This window comes from Devosia sp. Root635, assembly GCF_001427605.1.
GTDB lineage: Bacteria > Pseudomonadota > Alphaproteobacteria > Rhizobiales > Devosiaceae > Devosia.
The window spans coordinates 62,604-79,783 of the sequence record NZ_LMGZ01000018.1; the positions used below are offsets into that span (position 1 = coordinate 62,604).

10 protein-coding genes are annotated in these 17,180 nt (G+C 65.7%); 7 read left to right on the plus strand and 3 right to left on the minus strand.

Annotation, left to right across the window (positions count from 1 at the left end; all coding sequences use genetic code 11):
* Positions 1 to 96: 96 nt before the first annotated feature.
* From acs to ASD80_RS09610, 5 genes are all read left to right on the plus strand, one after another.
* Entirely contained in the window at positions 97 to 2,040 is a 1,944-nt protein-coding gene (gene acs / locus ASD80_RS09590) for an acetate--CoA ligase (protein ID WP_056232008.1), read from the plus strand.
* 239 nt (positions 2,041 to 2,279) lie between these two features.
* Entirely contained in the window at positions 2,280 to 3,368 is a 1,089-nt protein-coding gene (locus ASD80_RS09595; RefSeq protein WP_056232012.1) for a glycoside hydrolase family 3 N-terminal domain-containing protein, read from the plus strand.
* Between the two features lie 239 nt (positions 3,369 to 3,607).
* Positions 3,608 to 4,405: a UDP-2,3-diacylglucosamine diphosphatase gene (locus ASD80_RS09600; protein ID WP_056232015.1), complete on the plus strand. Its 798-nt coding sequence runs from the start codon at positions 3,608 to 3,610 to the stop codon at positions 4,403 to 4,405.
* A gap of 153 nt (positions 4,406 to 4,558) precedes the next feature.
* Positions 4,559 to 5,758 carry an MFS transporter gene (locus tag ASD80_RS09605; RefSeq protein WP_056232017.1) on the plus strand — a complete coding sequence of 400 codons (1,200 nt, stop codon included), beginning with the start codon at positions 4,559 to 4,561 and terminating at the stop codon, positions 5,756 to 5,758.
* A gap of 64 nt (positions 5,759 to 5,822) precedes the next feature.
* On the plus strand, positions 5,823 to 6,407 hold the full coding sequence (locus ASD80_RS09610) for a dihydrofolate reductase family protein (RefSeq protein ID WP_056232020.1): 585 nt from the start codon (positions 5,823 to 5,825) through the stop codon (positions 6,405 to 6,407).
* A 60-nt stretch (positions 6,408 to 6,467) separates the two neighbouring features.
* Here the strand turns inward: ASD80_RS09610 and ASD80_RS09615 are convergent, their stop codons facing one another.
* The gene (locus ASD80_RS09615; RefSeq protein ID WP_413813373.1) at positions 6,468 to 7,085 is read right to left on the minus strand and encodes an NADPH-dependent F420 reductase; all 618 of its coding nucleotides are present in this window, start codon (positions 7,083 to 7,085) and stop codon (positions 6,468 to 6,470) included.
* 187 nt (positions 7,086 to 7,272) lie between these two features.
* Here ASD80_RS09615 and ASD80_RS09620 point away from each other — a divergent pair, with 187 nt between their 5' ends.
* A complete protein-coding gene (locus tag ASD80_RS09620; RefSeq protein WP_056232027.1) occupies positions 7,273 to 8,169 on the plus strand; it encodes a LysR family transcriptional regulator in 897 nt (298 codons plus the stop codon).
* A gap of 206 nt (positions 8,170 to 8,375) precedes the next feature.
* On the opposite strand, the gene ASD80_RS09625 is transcribed toward ASD80_RS09620, so the two are convergent.
* Positions 8,376 to 13,475, minus strand: coding sequence for an apolipoprotein A1/A4/E domain-containing protein (locus ASD80_RS09625; RefSeq protein ID WP_056232029.1), 5,100 nt, complete (start codon positions 13,473 to 13,475; stop codon positions 8,376 to 8,378).
* A 365-nt stretch (positions 13,476 to 13,840) separates the two neighbouring features.
* Between ASD80_RS09625 and ASD80_RS09630 the strand changes: the two genes are divergently transcribed.
* A complete protein-coding gene (locus ASD80_RS09630) occupies positions 13,841 to 14,233 on the plus strand; it encodes an Hpt domain-containing protein (protein ID WP_082555179.1) in 393 nt (130 codons plus the stop codon).
* On the opposite strand, the gene ASD80_RS09635 is transcribed toward ASD80_RS09630, so the two are convergent.
* Positions 14,230 to 17,160, minus strand: coding sequence for an autotransporter domain-containing protein (locus tag ASD80_RS09635; protein ID WP_162247341.1), 2,931 nt, complete (start codon positions 17,158 to 17,160; stop codon positions 14,230 to 14,232). The genes ASD80_RS09630 and ASD80_RS09635 overlap by 4 nt on opposite strands.
* Positions 17,161 to 17,180: the final 20 nt, after the last annotated feature.

Here is a 17,180-nt window from a genome sequence, read left to right on the forward strand (position 1 = left end):
TACTTGGTGCCGTACCCATTAAGTCGCAGCGTCAAGGCCTTGCCCGGCGCGGGGTGGGTCAGTAGAACGGGAGCGGGAGAGATAAGGGAGGATAGTATGAGCGAGCAGCTCGTATTCCAGCCAAGTGCGGCTGCGATCGCACGCACCCACGTCACCAAAGCCCAGTATGACGAGATGTATGCGCGCTCGATCAGCGATCCGGATGGCTTCTGGGCGGAGCAGGCCAAGCGCCTCGATTGGGTGAAATTCCCCAGCAAGATCAAGAACACCACCTATGCCTATCCCGATGTCTCGATCAAATGGTTCGAGGACGGGATCCTCAACGTCTCCTACAATTGCCTCGATCGGCATCTGGCGACGCGTGGCGACCAGACCGCAATTCTCTGGGAAGGCGATACGCCGGGTACCGACAGCAAGGTGACCTATCGCGAGCTGCATGACCGGGTCTGCCGCTTTGCCAACGTGCTCAAGGCCAATGGCGTCAAGAAGGGCGACCGCGTCACCATCTACATGCCGATGATCATCGATACGGCGGTGGCCATGCTGGCCTGCTCACGCATCGGTGCCGTGCATTCGGTGATCTTCGGCGGCTTCTCGCCGGATTCGATCGCCGGCCGGGTCAGCGACTGCGGCAGCAAGATCATCCTGACGGCCGATGAAGGCCGCCGCGGCGGCAAGACCGTGCCGCTCAAGAAGAATGTCGACGAGGCGCTGGGCAAGGTTTCGGGCGTCGAGACGGTCATCGTGGTCAAGGTGACCGGCAATCCGGTGAACATGGTCGAGGGTCGCGACATCTGGTACGACGACGCGGTTTCCCTCGTCGACGCCGATTGCCCGCCCGAGCCGATGAATGCCGAAGACCCGCTCTTCGTGCTCTATACGTCCGGCTCCACCGGCAAGCCCAAGGGGGTGCTGCACACCACCGGCGGCTACCTGCTATGGGGCTCGCTCACCCATGAGCTGAGCTTCGATTATCAGGATGGCGAGGTGTTCTGGTGCACGGCCGATGTGGGCTGGGTCACCGGGCACACCTATATCGTCTACGGTCCGCTGGCCAATGGCGCCACGACGCTGATGTTCGAGGGCATTCCGAGCTATCCGGATGCCTCGCGCTTCTGGCAGGTGGTGGAAAAGCACAAGGTCAACGTGTTCCATACCGCGCCGACCGCCATCCGCGCGCTGATGGGCGCCGGGTCCGAATTCGCCGACAAATACGAAATGCCGACCCTGCGCCTGCTGGGCACGGTGGGCGAGCCGATCAACCCGGAAGCCTGGCTCTGGTATCACAAGCATGTCGGCAAGGGCCGCTGCGAGATCGTCGATGCCTGGTGGCAGACCGAGACGGGCGGCCATATGATCGCGCCTTTCCCCGGCGCCATTCCCACCAAGCCCGGTTCGGCCACCAAGCCCTTCTTCGGCGTGCAGCCGGTTGTGCTGTCACCCGAAGGCGTGGTCCAGAGCGAGACCAAGGCCGAGGGCGTGCTGGCCATCAAGGATAGCTGGCCGGGCCAGATGCGCACCGTCTATGGCGACCACAAAAGGTTCGTGGAAACCTACTTCACCCAGTACAAGGGCTATTACTTCACCGGCGATGGCTGCCGTCGCGACGAGGACGGCTATTACTGGATCACCGGCCGTGTCGACGACGTGCTCAACGTCTCGGGCCATCGCCTGGGCACCGCCGAGGTCGAAAGCGCGCTGGTCAGCCACCCCAAGGTCTCCGAGGCCGCTGTCGTCGGCTATCCGCACGACGTCAAGGGGCAGGGCATCTATTGCTACGTCACCCTGATGGCCGGCGAAACCAGCGACGACGCGCTCAAGGCCGAGCTTAAGAGCTGGGTCCGCAAGGAAATCGGTCCCATCGCCACGCCCGATCTCATCCAGTGGGCGCCGGGCCTGCCCAAGACCCGCTCCGGCAAGATCATGCGCCGCATCCTGCGCAAGGTGGCCGAGAACGACTTCGGCTCGCTGGGCGATACGTCCACGCTGGCCGATCCGGCCGTGGTCAACGACCTGATCGAGAACCGGCAGAACCGTTAGCCCGGAAAAGTCACGGGCGGGGACCCCAAGATCCCCGCCCGATCAAAGGCAACGGCCTCACGGGCTGAAGGTTGAAAACGGCCCATGCTCCAAGTCACCGCGGCCAAACTGGCATGGCCGGGCGGCGTCCCGCATCCCCCAAATGGGGGTGATGGGACAATGAACTTGTGCGCCCAGCCATTGTTTCGGCCGGATTTGCCGGTCATCGTCGGACCAGTGATTCCTGCCTGGACCATCCCGTGACCCGTCATGCCTGCCTCATTGCCGCCCTGGCGCTGCTGTTCCTGCCCGTTACCGCCCATGGCGCGACGCTGGAGCAGATGGCGGGGCAGATGATTGTGGTCGGCTTCCAGGGCGACGATGTGGACGATGCCGCCGTGGCCGGGCTGCGCGACGACCTGGCGGCCGGCCGGCTTGGTGGCGTCATGCTGCTCAAGCTCAACGTCAAGAGCCTCGACGCCGTGGCCGAAATGAATGCCGCCTTCCGCGCGGCGTCCCCAGACCTGCCGCCGTTCCTCACGCTCGATCAGGAGGGCGGCGCGGTCGAGCGGCTGACCAGGGATGTCGGCTTCAAGGAAATCCCCAACGCCGCCACCATTGCTGCCGAGAACTCTCCCGAGCAGGCCGAGGCGATCTATGCCGAAATGGCCGCGTCCATCGCGCAATACGGTTTCACCGTCAATTTCGGGCCGGTGGCCGACGTCAATATCAATCCCGACAACCAGATCATTGCCAAATATGGCCGCGCCTTCAGCGTCGATCCGGCGGTCGTCGCCCGCTATGACGCGGCCTTCATCGCGGCCCATCACCAGGCGGGCCTTCTTACGGCACTCAAGCATTTTCCCGGGCATGGCTCATCCACCGCCGACAGCCATGAAGGGTTCGTGGATATCACCCAGACCTGGCAGCCGGCCGAACTCGATCCCTATCGCGCGCTGATCGCCGATGGCCTGGTCGACATGGTCATGGTCGGCCATCTCTATCACGCCGATTATTCCGATGCCGGCGCCAAGACCCCCGCGTCGCTCTCCCCGCAATGGATAGACGGCGTGCTGCGCGGTGAGTTGGGCTATGATGGCGTGGTCATCAGCGACGATCTCGAAATGGGCGCCATCCGCGACCATTTCACCCTGGAACAGACCGTCACCGAGGCTGTCCGCGCCGGCATGGACGTGCTGCTGTTCTCCAACACGGCCAGATACCGCGCCAGCCTGGGCCAGGAAATCCTCGACATCCTGCTCGCCGAAGCCCAGGCCGACCCGGCCTTCGCCGCACGGATCGAGGAAAGCTACGAGCGGATCGTGCAGCTCAAGGCACGAATTCGCTGAGTCCGCCCAAAACTCGATCGTCACCCTCGGGCTTGACCCGAGGGCTCTGTACTTACCGGACGCTCTGCAAGTGAAGAGCCCTCGGGTCAAGCCCGAGGGTGACGCTCAGTGGTGGTGGATATAGGTAAGATAGCTGAGTAAGCTCTGCCCCCGCTTTCCCCACCTTCTCGCCAGCAGCGGTTCCCTCCGCATCCATCGCCAGATAAAGTGCGCCCCCACGAGGCAGGAGTCGTTGCTTGATGACGGATGATCGCGAAGTCCGACAGGTCCGGGCGATGTTCATTTCGGACGTCCATCTGGGCATGAAGCCGATCCGGGTCGGACAGCTCATCGAATTCCTGCGCGCCCATGATGCCGAGACCATCTATCTCGTCGGCGATATCCTCGATGGCTGGCGTCTGGCCAAGTCCTGGCATTGGCCGGCCGAATACAACGTGCTGGTGCAGATCCTGCTCGACAAGGCCAATGCCGGCACCCGTGTCGTCTACCTGCCGGGCAATCACGACGAGTTCCTGCGCGAATATCTGGGCACCTATTTCGGTGAGGTCGAATTCGTCGACCGCACCGTCCACACCTCGGCCTCGGGCAAAACCTACCTCGTCATCCACGGCGATCAGTTCGATGTGGTGGTGATGAACGCCAAGTGGCTCGCCCATGTCGGCGACTGGGCCTACAACGCCGCCCTGCGCGTCAACATCGCCATCAACTGGGTGCGGCGCCGGCTGGGCCTGCAATACTGGTCGCTGAGCGCCTGGGCCAAGCAGAAGGTCAAGAACGCCGTCTCCGTGATCGGCCGCTTCGAGGAAGCGCTGGTGCATGAGGCGAAAGAGTCCGGCGTCGACGGCGTCATCTGCGGCCATATCCACTTCGCCGACATGCACGATCGGTTGGGCATCCACTACATCAATACCGGTGACTGGGTGGAAAGCTGCACCGCCATCGTCGAAAATGCCGACGGCGCCTTCGAGCTGGTCAAATGGACCGAAATGGTCGCCGGTGAACCCCGCAGGTTCCGCCTGCGTCGAGCCGCCGGGTAAGCCGCCCCTCACCTCTCCCTGGAGAGGTCGGCCGAAGGCCGGGTGAGGGGGCGCCCGCCGGATAACAGTAAAGCGGCAACAACACCCCTTGCCTTGCCGGGCAATGCGAGGCACCAAGGGTTCCGGGCGCTGATTTGCCCGGAGTTCATTTCCATGCTTTCGGCATTTTCGCGCCCGGCCAGTCCCGAGCTGCGCGCGTCCGTGTTTCAGTTCACCGTCTATATCCCCGGTGGCGTGGCTTCGGTCTTCCTGGGCATCTGGCTCAGCGAACACGGTATTCCCGCCGACCAGATCGGCATCATCAATGCGCTGCCCACTTTGTGCCTGCTGCTGCTCAACATCCTTGTGGGCCGCATTGCCGACAAGGCCGATGACTGGCGCACGGCGCTGATCGTCATCTCGCTCGCCTCGGCATTGGCGCCGCTGCCGCTGTTCTTCGTCTCCGAATTCTGGGGCATATTGCTGATCTGGGCGCTCTGCGCCACCTCCAACGGCCTGGTCGCCCCGGTCATCGACGCGGCCACCGTGCGGATGACGCGCCGCAACGGCACCGATTTCGGCACGGTCCGGGCCTGGGCCACCGTGGGCTATGTCTTCGCGGCCGGCGGGCTTGGCCTCTTTCTCAATGTGCTGGGGTCGGGTGCCTTTGTCGCCCTCTATGTGGCGACGGTGGTGGTGCGGGCCGCGCTCGCCTTCCTGCTGCCGCGCTTCCGCGCGCCCGCGCCCCAGCCGACGCTGGCCAACAGCGATCCGGCGCTGGTCGCCCAGCCCAGCCGGCTCAGGGATTCCCTGCAACCTTGGTTCGTGCTGCCGCTGCTGGCGTTTGCGCTGGTCAATTCGAGCAATTCGGTGATCGGCAGCTTCGGCGCGCTGCTGTGGCACGAAAACGGAATTCCGAGCTATTTCCTCGGGCCGCTGCTAGGCATTGCGGCGGTGGGCGAGGCCATCCTGATGTTCGCCTGGCGGCGCTTCGGCGGGCGGGTCACGGCGCGCAACATGATCCTGGTGGCGGCGGTGGCGGGCTTCGTGCGCTTCACCATCATGGCTTTCAATCCGCCGGCGGAAGTGCTGTTCTTCACCCAGCTCCTGCACGCTTTCAGCTTCGGCATGGGCTATTTCGGGGTCGTGCACTTCATCGCCAACTGGACCAACGAGGCCAATGCCGCCGAGGCGCAGGGTTTCGCCAACATGCTCAACATGGCCATGGCCATGCTGGCGCTGGTCATCTTCGGCGTGCTGGTGGAGTTTTTCGGGGCCTATGCCTTCTTCTACTCCACGGTCACCTCGCTGCTGGCCGTCGGCTGCGTACTGCTGTCCCTGCGGCTCCGCCCGCCAAAGTCGCTGGTGGGGTAAGACTCCAGCGGGTGGTTGGCGTATGGTGCAGCCAGTCGCAGATTACCATTGGTAGGAAACTGGCATGGCTATCGGGCAGAGTGACGAACGGCACGGCAGAGTGCTGTGGAGCTTCATGATGTCGCTGGATGGGTTTGTCGCAGGGCCCAACCATGACATGGGCTGGATGTGGACCGGTGGATATCGCGCGGAGCCGGGGGTGATCCGGGGATATATCGAACGAACCGGCGCGATCATCGCAGGACGCGACGGCTGGGACTCTCCAGGGGGCCATAGTCCCTGGGGTGGGGCATGGCGCGGTCCGATCTTCGTTCTCACGCACCATCCCGAAGATGCTGAGCCCGCTGAGAATGTGACGTTCCTGCATCGCGAACCCGCCGAGGTGGTGCAACTGGCGCTTGCCGCCGCGGCTGGCAAGGACATCATGGTGTTCTCCCCGAATATCGGCGCCCAGCTTCTCGGACTCGGGCTCATCGACGAGATCGACCTGCACATCGCGCCCGTTCTGCTCGGTGACGGCATCCGGCTTTACAGCAAGCCGGATGGCACCCCGATCCGCCTCACGCCGCTCGCCGAGAACAGCGACACCGCATCGACAGTTCGGGTGCGATACCGGCCCATCTCCCGCCACAGGGACGCCGATATCTGATCGTGGTCGCAGGCAGTAGGCGCGACCGGTTCTCGGCGTCGATCACCGGTCGCGGATCGATTACTGCTCCTTCTTGAACACATCCTGGAAGATGAGCTTGCCCCAGACGCGGTCGCGCGCATGTACCAGCGCGCCACCCTCGTCGAGCTTTCCCAGGTCGACTGGTGCGAAGCCCAGTTGCCTGGCCAAATCCGCCACGGGGGCGATCGCGGCCTCGTCGTCGCTCGACAGGAAGACCACGCGGTGGCCGCCATCGACGACCGGATCGGCGGCCAGGATGGCTGCGATCAGGTGATTGAACCCCTTGACGAGCCTGGCGCCGGTGAACGCCCTGGCGAGGAAGGCGGAGGACGGCAGGCCTTCCAGGTCCTCCAGGGAAACCAGCGCGTTTGTCGCGTCGATGACCGTCTTGCCTTGCCAGCTCGGCAGGGCCTTCGCAACTTGGCCATGTTCCCCGAACGGGATCGCCAGGATGATTGTGTCGGCTTCGAGTGCCTCCTGCAGCGATCTGGCGACGACTGTCGGGCCAATCGCCCGAGCCTGCGGCGCCAGTGCCTCGGCCGGCCGCCGGCTGGCGACGGTCACGTTCATGTTTTTGCGGGCAAAGGCTTGCGCAAGCGCCTGGCCTATCCTGCCGAATCCTATAATCGCGTAGCTCATAATGCTTCTCCGGGTTATCCGTTGTGCTGTCCAGCCGCCTCAACATGGGTCCGGCGAAGCTGGGCGTTGAGTGCGGAAGCGCGCATATCGGTGGTGCGAAATCGATCCGGCCGGACGATTGGTGCTCGCCGATGGCCACCCATACTGCTGCTCGATATGCTAGATACGGGCTTGGGAGGCGCACCGCGCGGTGCGGGATTGCACCATGATCGACTGGGATGACGTCCGCTACTTTCTTGCCGTCGCGCGGGGAGGCTCGGTGCGGGCCGCCGCCGGGCGCCTCAAGGTGAATCACGCGACCGTGCTGCGACGCATCGCGCAGCTCGAGGAGCGTCTTGGGGCGCATATGTTCGAGAAACTGCCTTCAGGCTACCGTCTGACGACTGCGGGCGAGGAGGTTCTCGAGTTCGCGGAGCAGATGGAGGCGTCGTCGCATTTGCTGGAGGCGCGAATCTTCGGGCGGGACCAGGGCGCGCGGGGGCTTTTGCGGGTGACGCTTCCGCCGTTCCTCGCCACACACCTGCTCATGCCGGATCTCGCCGATTTCGCCCGGCTGCATCCGGATATCGAGATGGAAATCCTGTCGTCCGGCGAATTGGCAAATCTGACCAATCGAGAGGCCGACGTTGCAATCCGCATTGTTGCCGACCGCAAGACCCTGCCGCTCAATCTTCACGGCCTGAAGGGACCGGAACTGCTCAGCGGCATCTATATGTCTCGCCATCGACTGGCCGCGTGGCGTGCGGGCGCGCCTGATCCCATCCGGTGGATCGTCATTGACAGTCATGGAATTCCGGGCTGGGCGCGCGAGGGAGATGTTCACACCACGGGCGTTCCCTTCAGAACCCCGGATGCCGAGACGCAGATCGCAGCGGCGCAGCAAGGGATCGGGATGACGAAACTGCCGTGCTTCGTCGGTGATGCCGACCCTCTGCTGGTGAGGGTTCCGGGCACCGACCTGCCAGCCCATGGAACGCTCTGGCTTCTCACGCAGGGGGAGACACGCAAGACGAAGCGCGTGCGGCTCTTCACGGAGTTCGTATCCCGCAGGCTCGCCGCCTATGGTCCGCTGCTCGCGGGGCTGTCTGTATCGCGCGACTGACGCGCGGCAGGTCGAAGTAGCCCTCGTGGTTCGAGGCTCGCGAAGGGCTCGCACCTCACCATGAGGGCTACTCTTGGTCCGGCGTATCAGTAGCCCTCATGGTGAGGCGGGAGCGTAGCGACCCTCGAACCACGAGGGCGTGGCATTGTGCCCCCAAACAAAACGGCCCCGGTTTCCCTGGGGCCGCTGCAATTCCCTGCCGGGCCTCAGTTCAGCCGCCCGCTGGCATGGGCCAGGGTCGTATAGACCTTGCCGCGGTCGCTCAGCAGGTATTCGCGCGTTTCGGCGGCCGGGTGGGCGCCGGCGGCGGCGCGCTTCAGCAGCTGCTCGAATTCGCTCATATATGCCTGCGCGGTGCGGGCGAATTCAGGTTCGCGCTGCAGCTTCTTGCGCACTTCGTCATAGGTGCCCTGGCCGCTGAGCGTGTAGATCCGGCGGGAGAACACGTTGGATTCGCCGGCCTGGTAGCGGGCCCAGGCATCGGCCAGCGCGCCATCGTCGATGGAGCGGGCGATTTCGTCGGTCAGGCCGGAAAGGCCGACCTGCTGGGGCTGCGTGCCCTGCTGCTTGGCCGTGGCATTGCGCAGCACGTCGCGCAGCCAGCCGCCATTGTCGGTGGCTGCCGGCGCTTCGGCCGGTTCGACTTCGGGCTGCGGCTCGGGCTGGCGTAAAGGTTCGGCGTGGCGGGCCGGCTCGGCGGTGCGGATCGGGTCGATCAGCGTCGTGGTCTGACGGGCCGGTTCCTCGCGATAGGTGTCGCGCGGCGCCTGATAGGCCGGGGGCTCCTGGCGGGTTTCGGCGCGCGGGACAGGGCGCGACGGGCGGCGGTCGTTGAGGTCATGCGTGGCTGGCTGGCTGCGTACGATGGCGTTGAGCTCGCTCAGCGCCTCGATCTGTTCGGCCACGACCCGGCGCATGGCGGCGGCGCTGGCGCGGGTTTCCTCGGGCAGTTCGTTGACGCCGCGCGCCAGCTCGGCGCGGGTGGCTTCGAGTTCGGTCCCCACTTCGCGGGCCGTCTCGCGCATGGCGCGGGCGGTGTCGTTGAAGCGCAGCGTGGCTTCCTCGATGGCGCGCTGCATCTCGCCCACCATCATCTGCTGCGCCTGTTGCAGGGCCGCATTGGCGCGGCGACCTTCGGCATCGGCGGCGCCGCGGAATTCGCCCAGGCGGCTGGTGACTTCGCCGGAGGTTTCGTCCAGCGCCTGGCGGAAGGTGCCGGTGGTCTGGTCGATGGCGTTGCGCAGCTGGCCGGCATTGGACGCAATGGCATTGCGCACCGATACCGAGCTGTCGCTGATGGTGTCGGCCAGCGTGCTGGTGGTGGTGGTGAGAACATCGGTGACATTGCTGGCCGTGGCGGCCAGCACGTCGCTGACCTTGTTAGCATTGTCTTCGAGCGCGTTGTTGACCTGCGCGGTCTGGTCGTTGAGCGCCATCCGGACCGAGGATGCGGTCTGGCTGAGCGCCGCGGCGGCGGCGTCGGCGGCGCGCTGCACGGCGCTGTCGACCTGGCTGGCATTGGTCGACAGGGTCGTGGTGAAGCGCTCATTGGTCGCATAAAGCGCGTCAGTGACGCTGTCGGTGGAGGACTTGATGGTCTCGGCAATGCTGCCGGTCGTGGCGGTCAGCGCTTCGTCCATGGCGCGGCGGGCGCCGATCAGGCGGCGTTCCGTGTCGTTGACCGTATCCGCGATCGACTGCGCAAAGAGCCGCATGCGACCGTCGATATCGTCGGCGCGCGAGGCGAAGCTCTGGGCCAGCGAGTCCATGGCGGTGCGGCGGTCTTCGAGCGTCTGCAGGGCCTCGTCGCTGGTCAGGGCCAGCGCATTGGAGGCCTGGGACATGTTGGCCGCTTCCGAATCGAGCCGCCCCAGCACGGTCGAGAACTCGTCGACCATGCCGCGAATGGTGGTCTGGAGGGCCGAGACATGCTGGCTGACCATGGCGCCGGCCTGTTCGGTCTGGCCGATGGCCTCGCGCACCGTGGTCGAATAGGTCGAGGTCTGTTGGGCGACGCTGGTTTCCAGGTTCGCCAGGTTGGCCGTGGAGGCATCCAGCACGCGCTGCAGCAGCAGGTTGGAATCGTTGAGCTTGCCCAGAGCCGCGGTGACGTCGGTGAGGATGCGCGAGGTCGAGACCGCCATGATGGCCTCGGCTTCGCGGGCATTGTCGCCCAGCGCGTCGCGCAGCAGGTTGCCGTGGCTGTTGAGCGCCCCCTGCAACTGCTCGGATTTCTCGCTGACCAATGCGGCAAAGGCGCTGGTATGGTGTTCCACCGAGCGGTTGATGTCGCTGAGGCGGGTTTCGATCGTGTCGACCGCGCCCACGGCCTTGACCGTCAGCAACTGGTCGATATCGCCGGCAGCGACGCGGATTTGCTCCAGTGCGGTGCGCACGGCGCTGTCCATCCGGTTGGCGGTGTTGCTGATGTCGGTCGAAATATTCTGCGTTGCCGCGGTGATGCGGGTGGCGATGGTCTCCTCGATGCGGTCGGCGCCGGCTTCGAGATCGGCCATGGACTGGGTGATCGACGTGTTGATCGAGGCGTTGAGCGCGGCCAGGCGCTCGGCGGTGATGTCGGCGCGGGCGGTGATCGCCTCGGGCAGGGTGCCCAGGCGCTGGTCGACCATGTCGCTGATGGCCTGGCGCGCCGAGGTGACGCCGGTCTCGATGAGGTCGGCGGCCTGGCGGGCGCTTTCGCTGACCGTGGCGCTGGCCGCATCGATGCGGGCAGCGACGCCGTGCTCGGCGTCGGAAATGCGCGCGATGGCACTGTCGAGGCCGGTGCCGAGATTGCTGTTGAGTTCGGCCACCTTGTCGGTGATCAGCGACGACATGGTGGTTACGCGCTCGCCCATGGCGTCGGTGGCGGTGCGCAGCGAGCCGTCGATCTTGGCGCGGGCTTCCTCGCCCTGCTGGGCGATGGTGTCGGCCAGCTCGGACGTGCGCAGGCCGATGGTTTCCCCGATCGAGGCGGTGTGGGTCGCCAGGGTATCGCTGAGCGCCTGGGTGCGGCTGCCCAGGGCTTCGGAGAGCTGCTGGGTGCGGGTGCCGACAGCTTGCGCCAGTTGCTGGGTGCCGCCGTCGAGCGCGCTGCGCAACTCGTCGGCGCGGCTGTCGAGTTCCCCGGTCAGCGTGGTGGTGCGCTCCCCGATCTGGGCCACCAGCGCGGTGGTGCGGTCGTCGAGCTGGCTGGCCAGCGTGCCGGTGCGGCTGTCGAGTTCGAGCGACAGGGCGGTGGTCTTTTCGGTCAGCGTGTCGGCCAGGCGCTGGGTGCGGCCGGCAATCGCCTGGTCGAAGGCGCTGGTGCTGCCGGTCAGCGTCTCGCCCAGTTCTTCGCTGCGGGCGCGGATGGCTTCGCTCATTTCGGTGGTGCGGGCGGCGAGCAGCTCGTCCACGGCCCTGGTGCGGCCGTCGAGGGCCTCGGCGATGATCCCGGCATGGCCTTCCAGCGAATCCGAGATTTCGCGGGTGCGGTTGGTCAGGCTTTCGGTGATGGCCTTGGTGCGCGCGCCGAGCACTTCGCCCAGTTCGCGGGTGCGTTCGGCCACCGCGTCATCGAAGCGCCCCGATTCCTCGTTGAGCGCCAGTTCCAGCACATTGGCGCGGGCGGCAAAGCTGGTGCCCTGCTCCTCGAGCCGGGCAATGAGGCTGTCGCCCTTGTCGCCGATGACATTGTCCAGCGTATGCAGGCGCGTATCGAGGATGGCGGCGATTTCGTTGAGGCGAACGTCGAACTGGCTGAGCGAATCCTGCCCGGCGGTGGCCAGGGTGATGCGGGCGCGCTCGGACGTGTCGTCCAGCGCGCCGTTGATCTCGATGACCGCCGATTGCAGGCGGCTGTCCATGGCGTTGAGCTGGATGGATACCGATTCATCGAGCTGGCGGGTCAGCGCGTTGAGCAGCACTTCGGCTTCGCGCGAGCGGGAGGAGATATCCTCGGCAATGCGCTGGCCGATCATGTCCAGCCCGCCGGTCACCTCATGGCCGCGTTCGCGCAACTGTTCGAGCAGCGAGGCGCCGCCGTCGGTCAGCAGGGTGGACAGGGTCAGCGTGCGGTCGTCGAGGGCCGAAGCCAGTTCGCCCGTGCGGGCTTCGATCAGCCCGGCAATGGTCTGCGTACGCTCCTCGAACGAGCCGGTCAGCGTGGCCGTCCGCTGCTCGATCTGCTGGGTCCGCGAGTCGATGGCGTCGGCAATGGAGGCCGAATGGGCATCGAGCGCCCCGGTCAGCGAGGCGATGCGGCTTTCGACGCCGGCATTGAGCTCGGCGGCGCGCTCGTCGAGCGAGCGGGCCATGGCGCCGGTCTGGTCCTCGAAGGTCAGCGACAGGCGGTTGGCGCTGTTGTCGAGCGAGGTAATGAAGTCGGTGGTGCGGTTATCGACCAGCGACACGAAGCTGTCGGTGCGTTCGCCGAAGGAGTTGGTCAGCGTATTGCCGGCGGTTTCGAGGGCGCGGGTCAGGTTGCCGCCGCTTTCGACGATGGTGCCGGCGATGCGCTGGCTGATCATGTCGAGGTCGAAGACCAGGCCGGTATGGCTTTCGGTGATGGCTTCGCGCACCCGCTCGGTATTGGTCAGCACGCTTTCGCGCTGGCTGGCCAGTTCGGCGATCAGCGCGCGCATGCGCGATTCATTGTCCGAATAGGTGCGTTCGAGCGCGGTGACCTCGTTGTGGATCATCACTTCGAGCTCGCCGGCCCGGCTCAGCGCGCGTTCGAGCCCATCGCCCAGCGCGTTGACCTCGCGGCGCACCGCCTGGCCCACCGAGGCGACCTTGTCGGCGGCGGTGACTTCGGGCTCGGCCAGGCGAATGGCGGCCTGGGTGATCGAGGAGGCGGCGTTGCGCAGGTCCTGCGCGCGGCGGAACAGGGTGGCCACGGCGAAGAAGCCGAGCACCGGCAGGATCATGATGGCCAGCACGCCGATGAAATCGATGGTGCCGACGAACTGGCCGAAATTGGCCAGTTGCGGGCCATAGCGCAGCCAGGCGACGGTTCCGGCGACCGCCAGCCAGACGATGGACAGGACCAGCGCGATCCAGGTGGGGGTCGACGAGGAGCGGTTCTGCAGGTTGTAGAGGATTTTCGATGTGGGGAAGCGGTCGTCGTTGGCGACGCTGCCGGCCTGCTGGGCAATCTTGTCGGCGGCGCGCAGACGCTCGGAGCGTGCGCTGTCCGCCGGCTTCTTGTCCGCAGGCTGCTGGGCAGGGCTATCGAGGCTGAATACCGAGTCCTTGAGAGCGTCTTCGACGGCCGAAAAGGCCAGCGCGGCCGGATCGTTTTGGGGTGTCGGATTCTTCGCCATACTCTTTACAACTCTCGCGTCGGCTTCACAGCAACAAGGCGGACCACGGGAGTTGTCATGACTCCGCAGCCGTTTCCGGTCGCATCGTCAAAAGGAAGCAATTCGATGCAAATGCCCCGCATCGTCCCCCAACCGTCGCCGCCGCGCGCTGGTTCAAAGCCCATTAATACATTCAATTTGAACCAAACCGAACGGTTTCTTACCCAAAGGTTAATTTTCTGGGGATGAAACCGGGTCATCACAACCGCCAAACAAAGGCGAAGATGTGGCTTAATCCCCTGTTCATTCGCCCGTTCTAGGCTGCTGGGGTGTGGCATTGTCCGTTTCCGCGGGCGCGTCGCCGCACCAGTCAGGGAGCCGCCAGGATGGCGCAGCGATCAGCAGCAGTCGAAAAGCTCGACCAGGGTGTCCATGTCCGGCCGATGCGGCCCATCGATCTGGTCCATCTGGCCAAGCAGTGCCTGGGCGACGAACATCTCGAATACGAGATCCTTCGCCTGTTCGATACCACGGTCAAAACCTATTTCGGCCGCCTCGAACTGGCCGCCAGCTATGATGACCTGGCGATCAACCTTCATTCCATCAAGGGTGCGGCCGGCGGTGTCGGCGCCTGGACCATCGCCGACCTGGCCAAGGCCGCCGAAGTCGAAATGCAGGCCGGCCGGCCGCTGACCACCGAGCGCATTGCCGATCTGGGCATGGCCATCGAGGAAGTCCGCACCTTCATCGACCGCATGCTGAGCAACGAGCCGGCCTAGAAGCGCCCGCCCACGATGCCCTTGATGCTCTGGGTGAAATCTCCGGCGGAGACCTGGCCGCCATAGACCACGTCGATATTGAGGCCCGCATTCACGTCGATGTTGAGCCCGGCCTCATAGGCCAGCGCATCGCCTGCAAAGCTGGCGCCGCTCACCGTGAAGGGGCCGCTGCCGGCCAGGGCCATCTGCGACGAGGGCGCCGTGCCGTTCTGGTGTTGCCAGCCCAGCATGCCGCGCGCGGCAACCAGCATGTCATTCACCGCAAAGGGCGCCGCCATGCGGGCGCCGAGCAGCGTCGTGGTGGAATTGTTGCTCGCTGCGGCGCTGCTCAGCGCTGCCGGCCCACCGGTTTCGGCGAAGGCGTCCGTATGGGTCAGCGCATAGCTTAGCGAGCCGAAGGGCTCGAGTTCGAACGAACCCATGTCGAACACATAGCCGGCTTCGCCGAACACCTGCGCGGTCCGGGCGCCATAGCTGGCCGTCAGCGTGTCGGTCAGCCCGCCGAAGCTCACATCGCGCCGCGTGCTCAGGCCATGCCAGGTCAGCATGGCATTGCCCTGCAGCCTGATGGCATCGAGCGCCGCGCTGGCGTAGATGCCGGCATGCAGGTTCTGCGCGGTGCCGGTGGCCGGCCGGTCGATGGCGGCAAAGCCCGATCCAGTATAGCCGGCCAGTACGCCCAGGCGCCAATTGCTCGGCAGCAGCACGTCGGCACCGCCCAGCACGCCGCCGGCGCCCGCGGTCAGCCCGCCCGCGCCGCCATTGGGCTCGACGCGCACATAGTCGCCCAACCCCTGCAGCCAGACCCCGACCGGCAAGCGATCGTCCGCCTCGACGACACCCTGGCCGGCATAGGCCGAAACGGGGTTGGCCTGGCTCACGGCGGCGAAGGTCTGGCGCACCCGGGCGGCCGCGAAATTCTGCACCTGCTGGGCCAGCGCCATATTGGCGTCCTGCAGCGTGCCATGCGTGTCGCCGGCAAGCTGGTTCAGCGCATCGCGCGCCTGGTCGGGCGTCAGCCCCAGCATGGCCTGGACCAGCGGGTTGCTGCCCGGCAGGCCGGACAGGGCCTGGCCTACCTGGCCCTGGTTGCCCGTGCTGCCCACATCCTCGAAGGCGACATCGTTGCGCGACAGGGTCAGCCACACCTCGTTGGGGGTGTCATAGTCGAGCGTGGGGTCCAGGAAGGCCAGCGCGCTGGTGACATCGGCGAAGGTGCCGCTCAGGCCCGTTTCGCTGCTCAGGATGCGGACCGATTCCTGCCAGTCGAATGTGTCGGCCGCCGCCTGGTGCTGCACGGTGCCGCCATTGAGCGTCACCGTTCCGGTGGCGGCGATGGAATCATGCGCGCCCGGCACCGCATCGACCAGATAGAAGGAACCATTCTCGAAGGTCAGGTCGCCGTCTACCGACAGTAGGCCATCCGGCGCTATGCTGCCCAGTGCATCGACGACCGTCGTGCCGACCGTGCCACTGCCTCCGAGCATGCCGCCGCCAAAAACGTCGACCGTGCCGCCCAGCGTCTGCATGACCCGCAGCGTGCCGCCCTGGACGACCGTTTCGCCCGTGAACAGGGAACCGTCGCCTGACAGGATGGTGGTTCCGGCGAGTTGGAACAGGCCGCCGTCGCCGACAAGGTCGGGCGCAAAATCGAGATCGGCGCCGGTGTGGTTGAAGCCCAGCAGGCCGTCGCCGTCGCCGAAGGTGATGCTCGGGGCGTCGATGGTGCCCGGCGCCTCCGGCGTTGACGCGCCGCCTACCGTCAGCACGCCGAAGCTGCCTGCGCCGTAGGCAATGCGTACTGTCCCGCGCAGGGTGCCGCCATTGCTGACCACGGCCTGGCCGTAGCCCAGATAGCCAATCATCGCATAAGTGCTGGCGTCGAGCAGGCTGCCGGCGCCATTGATGGTAGCAAGGCCCAGGCCATCGGTCGTCGTGCCGAGCAGCAGGTGGGTGGCATTGACCACGCCGCCGTCATCGACCTGCACGCCGCCCAGCCCGCTCATGCCGGCCCATATCTGGCCGGCATCGATCTGGCTGCCGGTCCCGGTCACGAACAGCACGCCCTGGCCGTCGTAGCCCTGGCCGATATTGATGCGTCCGGCGCCGCCCAAGGCCACAGTCGAGGCGGTGGCGCCGTCGGAAATGAGCACGCCGCCCAGGCCATCGCCGCCGATAACGGTCGTGCCCGACGTGACATCCCAGCGGCTGCCTTCGCCGGCAATGTCGAGAACGCCGTAGGCCTCGAAGTTCTGCCCGAGTGTCGTCGCGCCGGTCACCAGCGACGCTTCGTCGGACACCGAAATGCCGCCATTGCCGGAAGCGCCGACAACAGTGACTCCCTGGCTGGTCACCTTTGAGCCAGCGCCGAAAATTTCCAGTGTGCCCATGCCCTGGTTCAGCGTGGTCGCATTGTAATGCGTGCCCAGCTGAAGCGAGGTTGCCGCCGTGAGTGTGCTGCCATCTGTCACGAATACGGAGCCGTCGCCATAGGCACCGATATTCAGCCAGTCCGTGCTCCAGTCCGAGGCGCCGGACAGGGCGACGAGGCCCCCGTCTTCTTCCAGCAGGTTGCCGGCATTGTTGTTGCCGGCCTCGCCGACGGATGCCGACGCCGTGGTCAGGCTCGCGCCATTGATCAGGTCGAGCGTCGCGCCGCCATCGATGGCGTCATGCCCGACATAGAGAATATTGGCGGTGACGGTATCGCCGTCGATGGTCGGCATTTGCACTGCCGGCCCGGTGATGACGATATTGGCGCCGGGCGCGGGCGCAACGCCGCCGACCCAGTTGTTGCCATCCGACATGTCTGTGCTGTCGCTGCCGTCCCAGGTCTGCGCCCAGGCCGGAATGGTCCCGGCAAGCACGACAGCGACGGCTATCGGCGCGAATATTTGAGCGCGACACGCGAACACAGAGCTGGGCATTGGCTCCCCCCCAATGGCTG

Coding starts and splice junctions, on each gene's coding strand:
- ASD80_RS09605 (WP_056232017.1), top strand. CDS start 4,559: ATGCTTTCGGCATTTTCGCGCCCGGCCAGTCCCGAGCTGCGCGCGTCC.
- ASD80_RS09635 (WP_162247341.1), bottom strand. CDS start 17,160: ATGCCCAGCTCTGTGTTCGCGTGTCGCGCTCAAATATTCGCGCCGATA.
- acs (WP_056232008.1), top strand. CDS start 97: ATGAGCGAGCAGCTCGTATTCCAGCCAAGTGCGGCTGCGATCGCACGC.
- ASD80_RS09600 (WP_056232015.1), top strand. CDS start 3,608: ATGACGGATGATCGCGAAGTCCGACAGGTCCGGGCGATGTTCATTTCG.
- ASD80_RS09625 (WP_056232029.1), bottom strand. CDS start 13,475: ATGGCGAAGAATCCGACACCCCAAAACGATCCGGCCGCGCTGGCCTTT.
- ASD80_RS09630 (WP_082555179.1), top strand. CDS start 13,841: ATGGCGCAGCGATCAGCAGCAGTCGAAAAGCTCGACCAGGGTGTCCAT.
- ASD80_RS09610 (WP_056232020.1), top strand. CDS start 5,823: ATGGCTATCGGGCAGAGTGACGAACGGCACGGCAGAGTGCTGTGGAGC.
- ASD80_RS09620 (WP_056232027.1), top strand. CDS start 7,273: ATGATCGACTGGGATGACGTCCGCTACTTTCTTGCCGTCGCGCGGGGA.